The sequence below is a fragment of the Bacteroidota bacterium genome, assembly GCA_019637975.1.
Lineage (GTDB): Bacteria > Bacteroidota > Ignavibacteria > UBA10030 > UBA6906 > CAADGV01.
Map to the genome: position 1 here is coordinate 24,238 of JAHBUR010000024.1, position 17,413 is coordinate 41,650.

Below are 17,413 nucleotides of genomic sequence, written 5' to 3' on the forward strand. Positions count from 1 at the left end.
TGACGCCTCATTACTGTGCATCGTTGAAGTCCACATCGGTGCTTAGATTCGTCCACGGGAAACAGGCAACTATCACATGCCATTTCTGCTCCGCGCAAGGGACACATCAATTGGGTCAATTCCTCTCCACATTTGTGGTTATGAATAGTCACTTTTTGTTATAGCTTCTGGAAACGAATGTATCTCGCCCGGTAACATGCTCTCCGGGGGTCAGCGGATGTACAACCACGGAACATTGTTACTGCCGGAACATCAATGAAACCGACCCACAGCTTTTGAAGCAACGTTTAGTTTCTCGGGGGAAAAAGCACAAAACGAGGCGCAAGGGGGATGTTCATTTCACACCTCAACAATGACTATTAGCGTCACCATCTGTATGCCACAATAGGGGTGAGACGAGGTAGTAGGGTAAGAGAGGAAAGGGGTGACGATAACTGCTGGTCACATCAGACTTTACACGAACTCAGAAATCAACTATGTCCATTGAGGATATGCGACCTAAGTGCCGACATTGAGTCATAAACAGACTTTGTTAAAAGAGGAAGGAATTTTCTACAATCGACTTCTAATTGCCCGTTTGAATCGATCGGCACTGCTGACAGTTTCATTGTTTAGCGCTACGCAGGATGCGGTCAAGTCGGGGGCGTGACACCTTCAGTATACGCGCCGCTTTCAGCTTGTTTCCGCCGGCATATTCAAGCACCTTTTTAGCGAGCATCGCTTGAACTTCCTTTGCCGAGGCTTGATCAAGGGGAACGAGGAGCATGAGAGTCTCCATAGTCATGGTCGGGAGCGCATCGCTTGATCCGCTGACGATGCGTTTCTTCGGTGGACGTATTGTCCGGTCCTCAAAATCAAAATCGTCTTCAGTGAGCCAGTCACCTTCTTCCAACAGAACAGCCCGTTCAATTGCGTGTTTGAGCTCACGCACATTTCCTTCCCAAGAATGCTGCATGAGAAGGTGCATGGCTTTCGGAGCTATGCCCTTGATCTTCTTGGTGTATGTGTGATTGAAAGACTTGAGGAATGCTTCCGCGAGAAGTGGAACATCCTCCATGCGTTCGGCAAGGCTCGGCAATTCCAACGGCAGTATTTTCAAGCGATGATACAAATCCTTCCGGAATTCATTTGCCCGGATTTTTGCGGACAGATCGGCACTTGTTGCGGCAATGATCCGGGCACGCACGGACACGTCGCGTATTCCTCCAACTCTCCGCATTGTCCTGTCCTCAATGACTTTGAGAAGCTTGGACTGAATGGCGGGGGAGATATCTCCTATCTCATCCAGAAAAATCGTCCCCTCACCGGCAAGCTCAAACAGCCCGATCTTTCGCTCCTTGGCATCTGTGAACGCCCCCTTTTCGAAACCGAATAGCTCGGCTTCAAGCAATGTTTCGGGAAGAGCGCTGCATGCAATGTCGACGAACGGGCCGTTTCTGTTCGCGCTGTTGTAATGGATTGCGCGTGCAAAGAGCTCCTTTCCCGTTCCGGTTTCGCCGGTAATCAGGATTGTTCGTGCATTATTCTTGATAACTTTCCGGGCCCGCTCGATGGTTTGCTTCAGAAGCGGCGATGAACCGATAATCGAACGAAAGTCGTACACCTCCTGCTGAATCTCGACAAAGCGGCTTTTTTGCTTCTTTGCCTGCCAGTCGTTGTAGAGGAGGTTGAGCTCATCACGGATTTTTCTGTGCTCATCCGGCACTATGAAATACGCGGAAACACCGAGTTTTACCAAATCAACCGCAAAACTGTGATCCGGCTCTTGAGCGATGGCGACAATCGGCACATCGGGGATCTCTGAACAGAATTCCTTCAACGACGATCGCAACGTAAGACTATCACGCGTGACATCAATGAGGACAAGCCTTGGCACATTAAACAACGCCCTGCCGACCAGAAACGATGGCGAGGATGCAAACTGAAGATGAACATCTTCGGCTGGAGTGATCAGACGGCGTACATCTGCCATCATTTCTTTGCGGCCGCAAAGCAATATCGTAAACCGGTCTTTTTTTGTGGGCACGTCTGTTTCCTCAGGTTTTGACGATCGAGTCTATTGTTGCAAGGACCCGGTCTTTTTGATCAATCGCAAGGTAACTGGACTTCAACTTGTCGGATGAAATATGAGAAAGAAAGAACTGCACAATAAGTCTCGTCTTGATGAAATACTCCTTCGCACGATCGCGCTGCCCGCGGTTGAAGTACTCCCCTGCCAGCGCGTACGCCAGCTTCCATGTTATTTCTGTGACAGGTTCTTTCGCAAGGATATCCATTCCCCGCTTGAACAGGACAATCGGCTTTTCGAGCCCTTCGGCGTGCGTCGAACCGGCGCAGATACCAAGGATAAAATTGGCCTCGGCGAGGTAGCGCGGATGACGGCGTACCTCTTGTTCACAAAGTATCCCGTTGGCGAGTGAAATCGCCTCGTCGTTTTTTTCCAATTTGTTCAAACACTCGGCTAATCGCAATTGGGATTGCCAGAGTATGTCATTTGCCTTTTCCTCACTTGATACCTGCATTGCATCCCGGAAAGCCACGCAGGCTTCGCCATGCCTCCCGCCAAGATAGTGACGCAACCCTTGAAGAAGCCGGTAGCGCGCAAAGAACATCCGCTGGCCTTCATTCTCAATTAAGAGTTTTGCTTCCTCGAGCCTCGCCTCTGCAACATCAAGTACGCCGAGAGCAAGAAGGGCCTGTACACCGTACAACAAGCTATATACGTGGTGGTACATGTTTTCCATTACTTCGGCCAAACCTCGGGATTCGTCGAAAAAGGAAACAGCCTTCTCATATTCACCTTCGGCAAGCGATACTTCTCCGAGATTCGCGATTACCAACGCGAGACCTGCCATCGAATCAATCCGTTGGTATTGTGAACGTGCCTTATCGTAATACTGTTTTGCAGCGCCGTATTTCCTGAGGCTATAATGCGCAATCCCGAGGTTATTGTGAATCAAGGCTTGCTGATGCATTGTGCCGAAATCCTCACTTGCCTTTAGTGCCCGGTGCCAAAACTCAATGGCCCGCTCGGTGTCGCCTTTCCTGCTCAGAACATTACCAATGTTGTTCATCGAGTTGATCACCTGCGTTCTTTCCCCCGTCGATTCATACTGTTTCATCGCCTCACTGAAGCACTCTACAGCATCATCGAAGCGTTCCTGATAAAAGGTTGCAATCCCGAGGTTGGTATAGATGTCGCCTTTCAGCCGGTTTGATTCCAATCCGGCGGTTTCCCCGAGTTGCTGCAAGCAATCCTTTTCAGCTTCCGCAAATCGACCCGTAGCAATCTCAAGTCCGACCAACTCCTGCCGCAGTTCAAGCTGTTCCGCTTTGTCGGTTGTGGCGCGCAGGGCGGCGCTCAGAAGTTCCTGAGCAAGATCATTTTCTCCAAGCCGGGATGCTGAAAATCCCATTACCTTGGAAAGCTTGGCTCTCTCGGGGGGCAGAAGAGCCGTACTATCCTCAAGTTCCCGACATAACGCGATCGCTTCCCGATATGAACCAGTTTCGTAGAGTGCCAAGGCCAACTTTGCCTGAACGGCTACTTCACCACGAACATGCCGGTTTGCCTTTGCAAGGTCTATGGCACTACAATACAATTGCAGTGAACGCTGAAGAGCAAACAACTTCATTCCTTCGTCGGCAGCCCGCTCGTAACAGGAGAATGATTGCATGTACTTGCCGCATCCGGAAAACTGGAAGGCGAGTTCCTGCAGTCCTTCAAATCCCCCGGAACTTTCCTTATCACGTTCCAGCGTTGCCGAGATCAGCGAGTGCAGTTCAGGTTTCTCATCCTGAATCCGTTCGTAGATTGCATCTTTCAGTCTCTTCATTCTTATGAAGACACGCTGTTCGGAACTCGTAATAAATTCATCGAGATGCAGAAACCGAAGGTGTTCCGACATGCGTTGCGGGTGAAAGGGAAGAAGTCCGGCGAGGATATTCTCTTTCACCGGAAATTGGAAACATGCAAGAATGCTGAGTACTAGCTGCCTCTCACGGCTCAGTTTGTTGAAACGAGCAAGGAGGAAGGCATCTATCGTTCGCGGGAGTTTCGTCTCCAATCCGGAAACAAATTCCTTCCCCATGTCGGGCTGTGTCAGCGCGTCGGCCGGAACCATTGACAGCACGGCGTTGAGCGCCTCCACCACGACGGCCGGCGTGCCGCCATACAAAGTATTGAGCAAGGAACTGATTGAACGGACTACGGGAGTTTGCCCGAGAACCGACTGACTTATCTCGGCAATCTCCTCAGCAGTCAATTCACCCAAGTGAAGCTCTTCAGCAATCGTCGGCGGAAAAACTGTTGCCCTTTCAGCGGTTTCCGCGGCAAGTACGAAAACCCTCCCCTTTACTGCGTTGCGAATGGTTGTGCGTACGACTTGTACCGACGCATCATCGAGAAGTTGCGCGTTATCAATTGCTACGGCAAAGGGAAATACATCCGAGCAAGCAACAAGAAATCGTGCCAGAAGCTCGGCAATCTCATCCTTCCTTCCACCCCACTTTTCAAAACGATGCGCGGGTTCCGCACCTAAACCAATCAGTTGATCGAATCTCTCGAATACCATTCTCCCTGGTTCCGAGAAGGAACGAATGTCCGCAATGAGGGGCTGAAGAATTTCAGATATGCTGTCGAAGGGAACATCCGAACGAATCGGGTTGATTTCGTATACTGTCAAACCGGAGGATCGTGCATGCTTCAGAGATTCTCTGATCACAGAAGTTTTCCCGATCCCCTCCGGTCCCGTCACGCTGATGGCTAAGCGGGAAGGCGCTTCTCCGTCAATCCCCAGTGCTGAGAAAGCACGCTGAATCGTTGCAAGTTCCTGACGGCGGCCGACAAAACGGGACGATCGCGCAAGGCCGAAATATAATTCATACAACTCGACCCCGTTCTGCATTGACGAACTGAGCTTTCGTGCGGCCTCTTCCGCAGTGGCAAACCTGCGGGAGGGAAGCTTCTGCATAAGTCCCAGAATGACTTCTCGCGTGCGGGTTTTTCCAACCCCGGATGCAAAGTGAGGTTCCTCGGAAAGAACACGTTTGGCCAGTTCCACCGGGGTTCCTGCTTCAAACGGGGGGTGTCCTTCAAGCAAGTGAAAGAATGTGGCTCCCAGCGAATACAAGTCCAGCCGATGGTCGCATTCCTCGCCCTTGAGGCATTCCGGCGCCGTGTACTCCAGTGTCCCCCGGACGGAAATGTCAAGCGTCTCCTCTTTCTTCTTGCTAAAGCCAAAGTCGGCCAATTTGAGCAACGGCCCCGCCGCCAATTTGCCTTCATCGACAACCACAAGATTCTGCGGCTTGATATCGAAGTGAACAATGCCTTCACGATGGATGTACGAGAGAACGCTTAAGGCCTGGAGCAGAAGGAGTTCAAGTTGTGATTCCTTTTTGTCATCATTGAACCCAAGCCATGCGAGCGTATCGACACCATTCAACAATTCCATCGTGAAGAACCGTCTCTGAAGAATGGCCTCGTCCGCGTGACGTATCGTGCCGAAGTCGAATATCCGGATCAGATTTGGGTGCGAAAGGGCAAGCAGCGCCGATACTTCATTCTTGAAGACTTCATCGGCCTCCGTATCGGATTCCCCTGAGCGATGGAGAATTTTCATTGCCATCTGTTGATTCTTCCGGCAGGTGTCTTCCACCAGAAAAACCTCTCCGCTTCCACCGACACCTAATCTTTCAAGAACGGTGTACCGGAAGTTGATCGTCATGCCTGCCTCACCCCGTCTTTCACGGCATAGTGAAGCGCAATCAATACAGCGGCAAGCAACGCTCCCGGGAAGAATCCAAGCCACCATCCGGAATGTAGAGAACTCACTGCTTGCCACAACATGTTCCCCCAACTTGCGGTCGGCGGTTGAATGCCGAGCCCCAGAAAACTCAACGAGGCCTCCGCCAAGACGGCACTGCCGAACTGGAGGGTGGCGGCAACGACGAGAATGGGTTTCAGATTCGGGAGGATGTGTTTCCGGAGTATATTCCAATTCGATTGATGTAGGAGTTTTGCCGCGAGGATGAATTCCTTCTCACGTAATCGCAGTACCTCGGTTCGAACCGTTCGGGCTATCCCCATCCACCCAGTGAGGGAAAGGAGGATGATGAGAGATGTGATTGATGTCCCCAAAAATGCCATCACGGCAACAACCAGAAAAATGCTTGGAATGGAAAGCATAAGGTCAGTCAGACGCATCAGGAGAGTGTCAAGCAGAGGATTCGTGTATCCAGCCAGGAAGCCGATGGCGACACCGATCAGAAGAGAACCAATTGCAGCACATAGCCCGATCCCCAACGACACCCGGGTGCCGAACACAACGCGACTGAAAACATCCCGCCCGACATCATCAGTCCCGAAAAGAAATCGCATAGGTCTCGCTTCCGTCGCAAATGGTTCCATCAGTTCATTGTTGGACGCAGCGTTGAAGGAGATGTTCTGTTGCAGCACTATGTTATTTGATTGTTCATATAATCGTCGGAGTGGACTCAGCTCCACCATTTCCGCATCTTGCGGAACTGTGTGTACAAGGGCGCCCCGGCTCAACGGACCAAGCAACCGTGTCGTAACGAGATCCCCCTGTTTGTTCGGGCCGAATAGTGTCACAAAGGGGGCGCAAACAGCAATAAAAGCCAGAATCGCCAGAAAACCTACAGGGCCTGACATCCGCTCCTGAGCAACCAACTGACCTTTGAAGTGCTGCCGGATTTTCCACACAACATATACTCCGCCGCCAAGCCATACAACCGCAGCAAGCCAAAACTCCCAGATATCGTGTCTCCAATACGTTGCCGGAGATGTCAGTTCCGAAAGAGTCAGGAGGCTATACGAACACAACGAAACGACACTCGCCACAATCTCATCAATCTTTCTCCATGACAGAAGGAGATAGATGACAAGACCGGCACCGAGTAGCGTGATTCGTCTCATTATGATCCCCCGATCCGCAACCGCGGGTCGATGCATGCATTAAGGATGTCGGCAAGCATATTACCGGCAATCACGACAATTCCGGCGACAAGCGTACACCCCAGTATGAGGGGATAATCACGCGCGTAAATCGCCGCAACAGTCAACTGCCCCATCCCGGGCCACGAAAACAAAACCTCCGTCACCATAACGCCGGACAGCAAAATCCCGATCTCAATTCCTATAAGCGACACAATCGGCGTAATTGCATTCGGCAAAACGTACATACCGAAGATTCTACCTTGCGACAGTCCCATACTTCGAGCATGAAGCACATACGGTTGCTGCATCACGGAGGACACGTTACTTTGTAGGTACCGCGCCAGCCCGGCAGCGGCGGGGATGGCCGCGGTGCACGCCGGCAATACAAGATGATGCAGAATATCGGGTACCGATCCGGCTTGCCCTGATGTGAACATCTGGGATGATGGAAAAACGCCGAGTCCGTATGAAAAAACAACGAGCAACATAATGCCGACCCAAAACGATGGCAGCGCATATGCAACCAGCAGCGCGTTTGTGAGAACCATCCCTACCCGTTCCCGCTTTGAAAAGAACGTCGCGGCCGCAAGCGATATGCCCAACACTACTTCAAGAAACAACGCAGCACCGGCAAGAAGAATAGTGTTCGGAAACACTTCCCCGATTATTTCAGCAACCGGCGCGTGCCGTGTCAATGACATTCCCAGATCGCCGGTAATAACCGAGCCGAGCCAAAGCCCGTATTGTTCGAGCAGAGGCCGGTCCAGCCCGAATTGCCTTTGCAATTGATCCCTGACGGATTCCGGAATAGATGGGGAGAGAAGCGCATCCGTCACACTGCCGGGCAGCAACCGGGAAAGGAAGAACACGATTGTCACCAGGCCGAGAATGAGGGGAACTGCTTCGAGAATACGTCTGAGAACGTAGTAGAAAAGTGACGCCAAGGTTATTCCGCTAGCGACTATCGGGTTTGTGGGGTCTCAACGCGCCACTCCCATGCATTGTGAGTCGTTCCGAGAATGCCAATGTGTGTTCCTTGCACCCGGGTGCGCACACCGGTGATGTTGTTGATCCAGAACAGGAAGGTGTACGGCTGCTCATCGTACACGATCGCTTGAAACTCTTTCCATAAATGAGCCCCCTCCGTTTCGTCGGACAGCGACCGTACGTCCGCAAGGATGGCATCAACGCGCGGATGTCGGAAACCTGCAAGATTGAACGGATATTTCCTCAGGTCGGAACCCCACAGATCATCCAATTGCATCTGCAGTGGAACGCTGAATCCGGCAAACCACGCGTCATACGATCGCTGCATCAGATTACTCCAGAACGTGCCGCGTTCCACCTGTTCAATCTTCATTTCAATCTTCACCTCCTTCAACTGTTGTTGAATGACTGTAGCCATCAGGTTGCGAAGTTGGTTGCCCGAAGCCAGCTTCAACGTGAACATAAACTTCACTCCGCGTTTGTCGAGAATCCCGTCACCATCGGAATCTCTCCATCCCTCCTTCTCCAGAATATTCGCTGCCTCTGCCTTATCGAACGGCAGCGGCTGTAGTGTATCGTTGTATGCCCATCGGAACAGCGGCGACACGCCGCCGATAGCTTCCTGTCCGTGCTCGCCAAGATATGCTCGCACAATTTCACGCCGGTTGATCGCCATTGTGAGCGCCCTCCGAACCCGGGATGAGCCGAACAACGGATGCGGCCTGATTTCACGCCCCGCCGCTTTTGTGTATGTTTCGGGATCGATGTTATTCCATCCGATAAAATCATAATCCCGACCGACAGTAGAGATGATTTTGATGGATGGATATTGCGAGGGCAACTCGGCTTCTTCAAGACGCAAGCCCGATACGATATCAACCTCACCGGATTTCAACTGCTCAACTCGTGTCCTGTAGTCAGGCAAGATCTTGAACACCAGTTGAGCCAACTTCGGTGTGAATGGTTCAATGGGGAATGTGGTTGGCTCAAGAACGACTTCTTGCAACGGATTCCATCGGGCTATTGCAAACGGGCCGGCTGTTGTTGGAGTCTTGTTGTGCGCACTTGTACGGATTTCTTTCCTCGGAATGCCGCTGAAGATATGTGAGGGAACGATCGGGAGTCCTACATCAAACAACTGTCCCGGACGCGCTTGTTCGAAATGAAACACGATCGTGGAATCAGTCAGCACACTCATGCTCTTGGCAACTTCGAGCTTGCCGTTCGTTCGCCGGAAGTTCTGCACGGCACTTTGGCGTACGCTCGCAACAATCGTGTCACCGTACAATTCAAAGGAGAACTGTACGTCGCGGGCTGTCACCGCAACGCTGTCCGACCATCGAAAATCAGTTCGAAGGTGAAATGTCACATCGCGCTGATTGCTACTGAACTCCCATGACTTGGCAAGATACGGTGTGAATTCCAGTGACCCTTGTGAAGCGTTGAATTCGGGGTGGATAAGGCGGGGGAAGAGAAGATCGTTGATTTCGCCGGCAACTATCTCCCGGGCGAAAAGCGGATTGAATGTGTCGATGTCGCCTTCGATAGCGACGGTGACTGCGGTACGCTCACGATCTTGCGTACCGCATCCCCCGACAGTAATAGAAACCGCAACTATCGACAAAAACGACGATAGCTGCAATACAACAATGTTCTTACACATCCCCTGAACGCAAAAAATTACAGCTAAATATAGTTATAGTGCCACGGTTTGTCAACCATCTCTGCTCATTACCTGCTCAAAACGTGATGCCCGCCTCACCGCGATGACCCTTAGTTCTTGAGAAGCTTGAACGAAACGAACCACTCATCGGAATGCCTGCCATTAATCCATGCCCGCGCCGCACCGGCAGAGAGTGTAGATTCCAGATTGAACCAATGCCTGAAAACACCATTCATCTGAAACCCCGCATTGACACCAAACCACCTGCTGCCATTTGCGAGAAGTGTTTGTGAAAACAGTGACGCGTCAATGTGGCTCAACAGGTGTTGCCCGAGAGAAACATCCCCGAATCGCAACGGCGGAAAGTTGTTCTCGACCATCAACTTTGCAAATCTATCAACGCCGATGCTGTAGATTGGAGCGCCGGGGAAACGGAAGATTGTGCGGAATTGCTTTGCGTCAACATTCTCAACTGCCCGATTTCCAAAACCGCCAAAATAGAATCGTGATTGAACAAGGTTCTTGTTTGTTGCATGATACCCTGCGGCCATCTTCAGATGCAGTACATTGTGCGGAGCGAGGTACGTCGTAAAGTGATCCCACTCTGTGTAGAGTTGCACTCCGAGTTCGGGCTTTCGCGGATTGGCTCCAAAGATCATCGCCGTTATCCCGATTTCATTGCCGAATTCGTGGTCGCTGCTGCCGATGGATCTCCGGAGGTATTGCGAGGTAAGCGTTGTGTGTCCGACAACAAAATCCGGCTGCGATACCGGCACAAGATTGTCATTGATGAATTCGACTCCGCTGTAGAGTGTGAGTTCCGATCGTTGCTTCAACTTGTATGGATTGTCGTACACCCAATAGTGCGTATTGCCCAATCGGAATTGGTTGCCGTACAATCCCCGTTTCCTCTTGTTAAAGAGATCGTAGAAATCGGGACTATTGTACTCCCAACCGATCTCGAATGATTTCAGATACTCGTATTTCATGCGTAGGTGAAACTGCGCTGGCTGACTTCTCTCACGAAACGGGCTTACCCCTGTTTCGACGACCAAATCATGATTCAGAATCGGGTCGGAAATATGGGTAAATACGCCGAGTACTTTTTTAGATTGAAATCCGGTAAGAACCGGAACGAAAGACACGACCTTCAATCGATCAAAGCCGTTGTATTCGTTGGCCGGCAGACTCTGTTCAGTTGTGTGAGGCCTTTCCTGCTGTGCAACGGCAAAGTCTGCAACATGCGGATACATATCCTGAATCTGCTGTCCCAGATATTTGATGGCGGGAAGACGTTGTGCCGGGGTATTCGGAATGATTACCGGATAGAAACCGTCTGTTGAAAACTCAAATGCAAACACTGAATCTTTGCTCAAATATAGCGGCTTGAACAAGCCAATGCGTGTGTGGCTGATTGCTTCAATTGTTCCGCTGTCCATGCTTCTTCTGTAGATATTGGACACACCATTGGTGAACGCATTCCAATAGAGCCATTTGTTATCGGGACTCCAACTTGGATTCTCAGGTGAGCCTTCGTCCGTGATAACGGAATATGATGCAGGCTGGCCCTTGCGAATCTTGTCACAATCAGTGAGGACAATTGATTGACTGCCGTTTGCGCGATGAAGTACCGCTGCTAACCGGCTGCCGTCGGTACTCACCGCAATACCGTGTATTTCGTCTCCAATATCAAAATGTGTGTGTTCTACCAACGAATCATACGGCGGAGTAAAACTCACCAGCGATGCAATGCCGCCGCCATGGCGGATTCCCCAAAGTTCACCTGTAACAGGAGATACCGTCAGGTGTCCGACACGACAATCCTCGAACAGCATTCTCCGCTTTCCTGTTGCCACATCCAACATCCAAAGGTCACGATAGAATTGATTATTGTTGGTTGTGAAGAACAGCGAATTCGTTTCGTCATTGAGAGCAGTTGACGTCACTTGATGCGTACTGGGCGTGGGCAAGGTTTCGGTTTCGATCAATGTGCATGTTCCACGATCAAAGCGTTGAATTCCCGCGAGGTGATGGGGACGGTGCTCCGCCCAGTACAAAAATCTGCCTGACCTGTCAACATGAGGGTGCGAAACACCACCGGACCGTGTGTCAGACAATCGCGTGATCGGTGTTAGTTGGGCCCCTTCCAGTATCGCAAGATTGGAGCGCTGAAACTGCTGTTCCGACTGCTCGAATTCTCTCCATGCCGTCCTGAATTCAGTTCCGTACGCCTGCTTGAATCGTTGGGAGAAGTTCCTATAGAAGCCAGTCTTTGGGGGAGTAAACCACTCAAAGAGTTTTGAAGTCCCGTATTGTTTGACGAGATGCGAAACAAACCTTCCACCATATGTGTAGTGATTTGTTTCCGTCAAGAATGATCGATGCGGGGTCTTTGATTCGAGATAAATATCCGAGGGAAACTCCTTCCCCTCTGCAACGAGGGATCGGAAGTACATCTCATCAAAACTTCCCATTGTTCTTCCGAATCCACCACTCATCCACGTTTCCAGAAACACGGCAATACCCTCCTGATGCCACCGTGGCGTGTATCGTCCGTAATTGGTGAGCAGGCTATAGAGTACAGTAAGAGGCTGGCTTTGAACAGGAGCCACCTTTGAAAAAATGGAACGAGTGAACCTCTCTATGTTGGAAGCCAAATCGTTCACAACCACATGAACAAGTTCGTGATTCAGCAGCCACTGGAAACGCTCACTGTACGGAATATTCTCGTAACCGGGCTCGAGAGGCGAAAGATCAAGCCAAATGTAGTTCACAGGCACTGAAGATGCGGCAGCACCGCCATAGTCGTTTACGTCATGCGTATTGATGATTATTTTGCCCGACGGCGTATACGAAAAGATGATACTGATGCGCTGCAAAGCTGCTTCTGCAGAGTTCAGAAGATGTTGAACCAGATGCGCATGCCCCGCCCGATAGATAACCCGGAAGTGTTGACTTTCGCTTTCGTACCACTGCACTTGCGCAGTCAGTCGATTCATGGCGCAAACGGCAATACTCAAGATAACAACAGTGGCCGACAACCGGACAAGTGACAACTCTACCTCGGGTTTTTGGTTCAGAATGAAAATAAAAAAAAGCCTTCAACAATGAAATTGAAGGCTTTGGGCTTACTCCCCTGAAAGGAAGACAAATGACTAAGGTCCAAAGAATGAAGAGTACTAACGTCCGAAGATGTACGCACTACCGAGTGCTTCCACCTGTGACGCTGAACGTCCGAAGATGTACGCACTACCGAGTGCTTCCACCTGCGATGCCGAACGTCCGAAGATGTATGCACTACCGAGTGCTTCCACCTGTGACGCTGAACGTCCGAAGATGTACGCACTACCGAGTGCTTCCACCTGTGACGCCGAACGTCCGAAGATGTATGCACTACCGAGTGCTTCCACCTGTGACGCCGAACGTCCGAAGATGTATGCACTACCGAGTGCTTCCACCTGTGACGCTGAACGTCCGAAGATGTATGCACTACCGAGTGCTTCCACCTGTGACGCTGAACGTCCGAAGATGTATGCACTACCGAGTGCTTCCACCTGCGATGCCGAACGTCCGAAGATGTATGCGCTACCGAGTGCTTCCACCTGTGACGCTGAACGTCCGAAGATGTATGCGCTACCGAGTGCTTCCACCTGTGACGCCGAACGTCCGAAGATGTACGCACTACCGAGTGCTTCGATTTGTGAATTGGAACTCAGCAGAAGCTGATTGAATTGTGTTACTGCTACGTCGCTTGCAGGCTGTGACATAACCTGGGCAACGGGTGTGACGAGTTGAGCCACTCGAACGCGTGTAGCTTGTTCCACGTTCTCATGGCTGATGGCGCTCCCTGCGAAAACCAAAACCGCAAGGATAGCCATGATGAATTTGGTTTTCCTCATGGGGGACTTCCTTCACTAGTGATACTTCAGTGAATTATGTTATGTAAAGCGGCACCTTAGGAATCCGCTTCCTTTCGCAGAAAAACATAGGATATTCACCAATCACTATCAATAATTTCGCGCCGAAGTTACGTATTTTTTTACGATTTCTAATAATTATCTACGTTGTATAACGTAGATAATTCGGATTCAGGCCAGTTTTTGGTCGAATTTCTCCATGTGCTCTGGAACGTGGGATTGGGAGTGGAATTCCTTAAATTCATACTCATGGAAGCACTTCTATCCGTTGACCATCTCACTGTAACCACACCAGAGAAGGGTGAAGTCCGAACAGTCGTAGACGATGTTAGTTTCTCGCTGCGTAACGGACAGGTACTTGCTATAGTCGGAGAAAGTGGAAGTGGAAAGACTTCAATCTGCAGGGCACTGACACGACTCAATCCATCCTCATACACAACGACTGGAATTGTCAGGTTTGATTCGAAAGACCTGCTGACATGCAATGATGAGATGCTGCAAGATATCCGCCGCCACCGCATACGATATATCTTTCAGGAACCACATCAGGCACTGAATCCTGCTCTCACTATTCGCAGTCAACTATTGCTTTCATCCGGCAGGAAATCACCTGCAACCGGTGATTTGCACAACCTGTTGGCCGCAGTAGGACTCCGACACACACAGGAAGTACTCAACTCGTACCCGCACAAACTTAGCATTGGAATGGCCCAGCGAGTGATGATTGCCATGGCAGTTCTGCCGCAACCTTCCTTGCTCGTTGCCGACGAACCGACAAGCGCTCTCGATGCTTCACAACGTTACAAGCTTCTTGATCTTCTCAAGTCGATTCACACTCAACACGGCATGGCAATGATTATTGTCACGCATGACCTTGAGCTGGCAAGACTGTATGCCGACGACATCGCTGTTCTAAGAAACGGACAGATCATCGAATACAAAACAACAGCCAGTTTCTTTCGTTCTCCCAAAGCGAACTACTCCAAGTTGTTGATCGACGCCATGTCCATGACCGACAGAGGCAGGCCACGCATGGTCAAAGGAAAGGGTGACGATGCCACTGCTTGAAGTAACGAACCTCTCAACTTCAGTCCGAATCAGTTCATTTGCAGGATTCAGAATCGTCCGGAGACTTGTACTTGATAGAATCTCATTCTCCATTGAGGGAGACGAAAGTTTCGGTGTATTAGGTGAAAGCGGAACAGGCAAATCGACACTTGCCCGATGCATAGCAGGATTGCAGCAACCTGATAGCGGCAAGATTCTATATAAGGGCGTCAGTCTGTTTCCGCAGAAAGCACATCGAAGCCAATTCCCTCTTGAATTGCAGATGGTGTTCCAGGCAGGTGGAGCTTCGCTTGACCCGACGATGAGCATTGAGGAGTGTCTGTTGGAGGGAATTGCGGCTCAAGAACTTTCAAGCAGCAAGCAAGATGCCGTGACACCGGACTCGCTCCTCGATTCTGTCGGCTTGCGACCTGAGTTGCTTTCACGATATCCGTTTGAACTGAGCGGAGGCGAGCGTCAGCGCGTTGCTCTCGCTCGTGCGCTTGCGGCAAAGCCACGGCTGTTACTGTTAGACGAGCCGACCTCAGCACTCGATCTGCTGACACAAGCTGAGATCATCTCACTTTTGCAATCCATCCGGCAGAAAGAGCAGCTTTCCTTTCTTCTGATAACCCACGATGTAAAACTGGCATTGTTCCTCTGTGACAGGATCGCCGTTCTTCACCAAGGAAGGATTGTCGATGAGGGTACGGTGAATGAACTTCTCTCGTTGCACAATCATCCGTACACGGCGCAACTGTTTGCTGATGCACGACTCAGTTCTTGATCGACTCCTTTGCTGCAAGCAACATCCCGCTCCCGCGTTCGCCGATTTGTTGACGCCACATGGCATAATACAAGCCCTTCAGATCGAGAAGTGTTGGATGATCTCCTGCTTCAATAATGTGGCCCCGTTCGAGGACGTAGATTCTGTCCGCGTGCATTACAGTGGAAAGCCGGTGAGCAATCAGAATCGTAATAAGATCTTTACGCATCGATACGTCACGGATAGTTTCGCTGATTTCCTCCTCTGTCAAAGAATCCAGTGATGATGTCGCTTCATCGAACACCAGAAGGTTCGGGCGTCGCAAGAGGGCCCGCGCAATGGAAAGCCGTTGCTTCTCGCCTCCCGATACTTTCACGCCACCTTCACCAATAAGCGTGTGTAACCCTTTGTCCGCCCGAACAAGCAACGATTGACATGCGGCCATTTCCAGCACTACCAGACATTCCTTGTCTGTTGCGCCAGGGTTGACAAAAAGGAGATTCTCCTTGATGGTTCCGGAGAACAACTGTGTATCTTGTGTGACGAATCCGATCCGTTCGCGCATATGTTCAAGATCAACATCCTCCCGCGACGAGCTGTTGTAGAGAATCCTTCCCGACTGCGGCGCGTACAGCCCGATCAGCAGCTTCACGAGCGTCGATTTGCCTGACCCGGACGGGCCGACAAAAGCAACGGTCTCGCCCATTTCCACAGAGAACGAAATATGATTAAGCGCGTGAAGAGAAGCTGACTGATGTTTGAAACTCACTTGATCAAAAGCAAGTGTTTTGAGATCCGAAACGCGTATGGGATTCGCCGGTTTCACCTCTTTGGGAGCATTCAGGATATCCTCGAAATTCTTCAGTGATACCTCGGTTTCACGATAAATGTTGATGACATTGCCGAGTTCCTGCAACGGCCCGAAAATGAAAAACGAGTATATCCACAACGAAAAAAACTGCCCGAACGTGATCTGCTGGTCGAAAATCATGAAGAGCATGAGGCCGAGTATCGTCGTTCTCAAGAAATTCACAGATGTGCCCTGAATGAAGCTGAGGCTGCGCAGATACCGGACTTTCTTGAGTTCAAGCTTGAGAATCTTGTCCGTAGTGCTGTTCAGCCGCGAGATCTCCTGTTGTGCAAGTCCTAAACTCTTCACCAATTCGATATTCCTGAGGGACTCGGTGGTCGAGCCTGCGAGGGCCGTCGTTTCGGCAACAATGACTTTCTGCAGAGTCTTGATTTTCTTGCTCAGTGCCGAGCTCAGCCATGCAAGCAACGGTACCGTTGAAAAATACACGGTTGCAATCAACCAATGCACGCTGAAGGCATAAATCATAACAAAGATAACACCGACCAGTGACATGAACACAATGTTGATAAAGGCATTAATCATCCTCTCAACATCGGATCGTACTTTTTGCAACTTGCCTAATGTTTCTCCGCTTCGCTGATCTTCAAACACTTGATACGGAAGCTCAAGCGAATGACGCAAGCCGTCGGAATAAATCTGAGCCCCTAAACGCTGCGTAATGACATTTGTGACATAGTCCTGAAAATTCTTTGCTACACGGGAAACAAACGCTACACCCATCGCTGCAAGAAGTAACAGTCCGACACCTTTGAGGAAGTCGCTGCGCGTATACTCCTGAAATCGGGTGACGTACTCGTCGATGATATGCCGGAAAATAAGAGGATCGAGCAGCGAGAAGGTTTGATTGATGGTGGCAAGCAGTAGTGCCAGAAGAGACAGTTTCCAATACTGTCTCAAGTACGAAAGGAGAAGTTTCATAGAACGTCGGGGAAATTTCTGATGAATCAAGATAGAGAATTGCTGCATCAAAATCTTGCCGGTGCTGGCGAGTGGTTGCGCCTTGAGCAACTACTTCTACCTATCCCCTAAAACACAAAAGCGTCAACTCACGCTGACGCTTAGTGTGTGGACAGGGAGGGAATTGAACCCCCGACACATGGATTTTCAGTCCATTGCTCTACCAACTGAGCTACCTGTCCAAGTTGCAGTCTAAATATATGGGTTTGGAGAGAAATTTCCAAAGTTATGCCCTTTCGCA

Annotated in this window: 10 protein-coding genes and 1 tRNA gene; 2 read left to right on the forward strand and 9 right to left on the reverse strand. The window is 50.4% G+C overall.

Going from position 1 to position 17,413, the window contains the following annotated elements; all coding sequences use genetic code 11:
* Positions 1-604: 604 nt before the first annotated feature.
* From KF749_13155 to KF749_13185, 7 genes are all read right to left on the reverse strand, one after another.
* Positions 605-2,026 carry a sigma-54-dependent Fis family transcriptional regulator gene (locus tag KF749_13155; protein ID MBX2992099.1) on the reverse strand — a complete coding sequence of 474 codons (1,422 nt, stop codon included), beginning with the start codon at positions 2,024-2,026 and terminating at the stop codon, positions 605-607.
* Positions 2,027-2,036: 10 nt separating this feature from the next.
* A complete protein-coding gene (locus KF749_13160) occupies positions 2,037-5,729 on the reverse strand; it encodes a tetratricopeptide repeat protein (GenBank protein ID MBX2992100.1) in 3,693 nt (1,230 codons plus the stop codon).
* Positions 5,726-6,940, reverse strand: coding sequence for an ABC transporter permease (locus KF749_13165; GenBank protein MBX2992101.1), 1,215 nt, complete (start codon positions 6,938-6,940; stop codon positions 5,726-5,728). The genes KF749_13160 and KF749_13165 overlap by 4 nt, the downstream gene beginning before the upstream one ends.
* Positions 6,940-7,905, reverse strand: coding sequence for an ABC transporter permease (locus KF749_13170; GenBank protein ID MBX2992102.1), 966 nt, complete (start codon positions 7,903-7,905; stop codon positions 6,940-6,942). The genes KF749_13165 and KF749_13170 overlap by 1 nt, the downstream gene beginning before the upstream one ends.
* A 17-nt stretch (positions 7,906-7,922) precedes the next feature.
* A complete protein-coding gene (locus KF749_13175) occupies positions 7,923-9,611 on the reverse strand; it encodes a hypothetical protein (GenBank protein ID MBX2992103.1) in 1,689 nt (562 codons plus the stop codon).
* Positions 9,612-9,721: 110 nt separating this feature from the next.
* Positions 9,722-12,610, reverse strand: a complete 2,889-nt coding sequence (locus KF749_13180; GenBank protein MBX2992104.1) for a PD40 domain-containing protein — start codon at positions 12,608-12,610, stop codon at positions 9,722-9,724.
* Positions 12,611-12,790: 180 nt separating this feature from the next.
* Positions 12,791-13,510: a hypothetical protein gene (locus KF749_13185; GenBank protein MBX2992105.1), complete on the reverse strand. Its 720-nt coding sequence runs from the start codon at positions 13,508-13,510 to the stop codon at positions 12,791-12,793.
* 267 nt (positions 13,511-13,777) lie between these two features.
* Between KF749_13185 and KF749_13190 the strand changes: the two genes are divergently transcribed.
* Positions 13,778-14,596 (forward strand): ABC transporter ATP-binding protein, encoded by an 819-nt coding sequence (locus KF749_13190; GenBank protein MBX2992106.1) that lies wholly within the window; start codon positions 13,778-13,780, stop codon positions 14,594-14,596.
* The gene (locus KF749_13195; GenBank protein MBX2992107.1) at positions 14,583-15,362 is read left to right on the forward strand and encodes an ATP-binding cassette domain-containing protein; all 780 of its coding nucleotides are present in this window, start codon (positions 14,583-14,585) and stop codon (positions 15,360-15,362) included. The genes KF749_13190 and KF749_13195 overlap by 14 nt, the downstream gene beginning before the upstream one ends.
* Here KF749_13195 and KF749_13200 read toward each other — a convergent pair.
* Together KF749_13200 and KF749_13205 are read right to left on the reverse strand one after the other, a co-directional pair.
* Positions 15,352-17,133 carry an ABC transporter ATP-binding protein gene (locus KF749_13200; protein MBX2992108.1) on the reverse strand — a complete coding sequence of 594 codons (1,782 nt, stop codon included), beginning with the start codon at positions 17,131-17,133 and terminating at the stop codon, positions 15,352-15,354. The genes KF749_13195 and KF749_13200 overlap by 11 nt on opposite strands.
* 148 nt (positions 17,134-17,281) lie before the next feature.
* Positions 17,282-17,354 (reverse strand) — tRNA-Phe (locus KF749_13205).
* Positions 17,355-17,413: the final 59 nt, after the last annotated feature.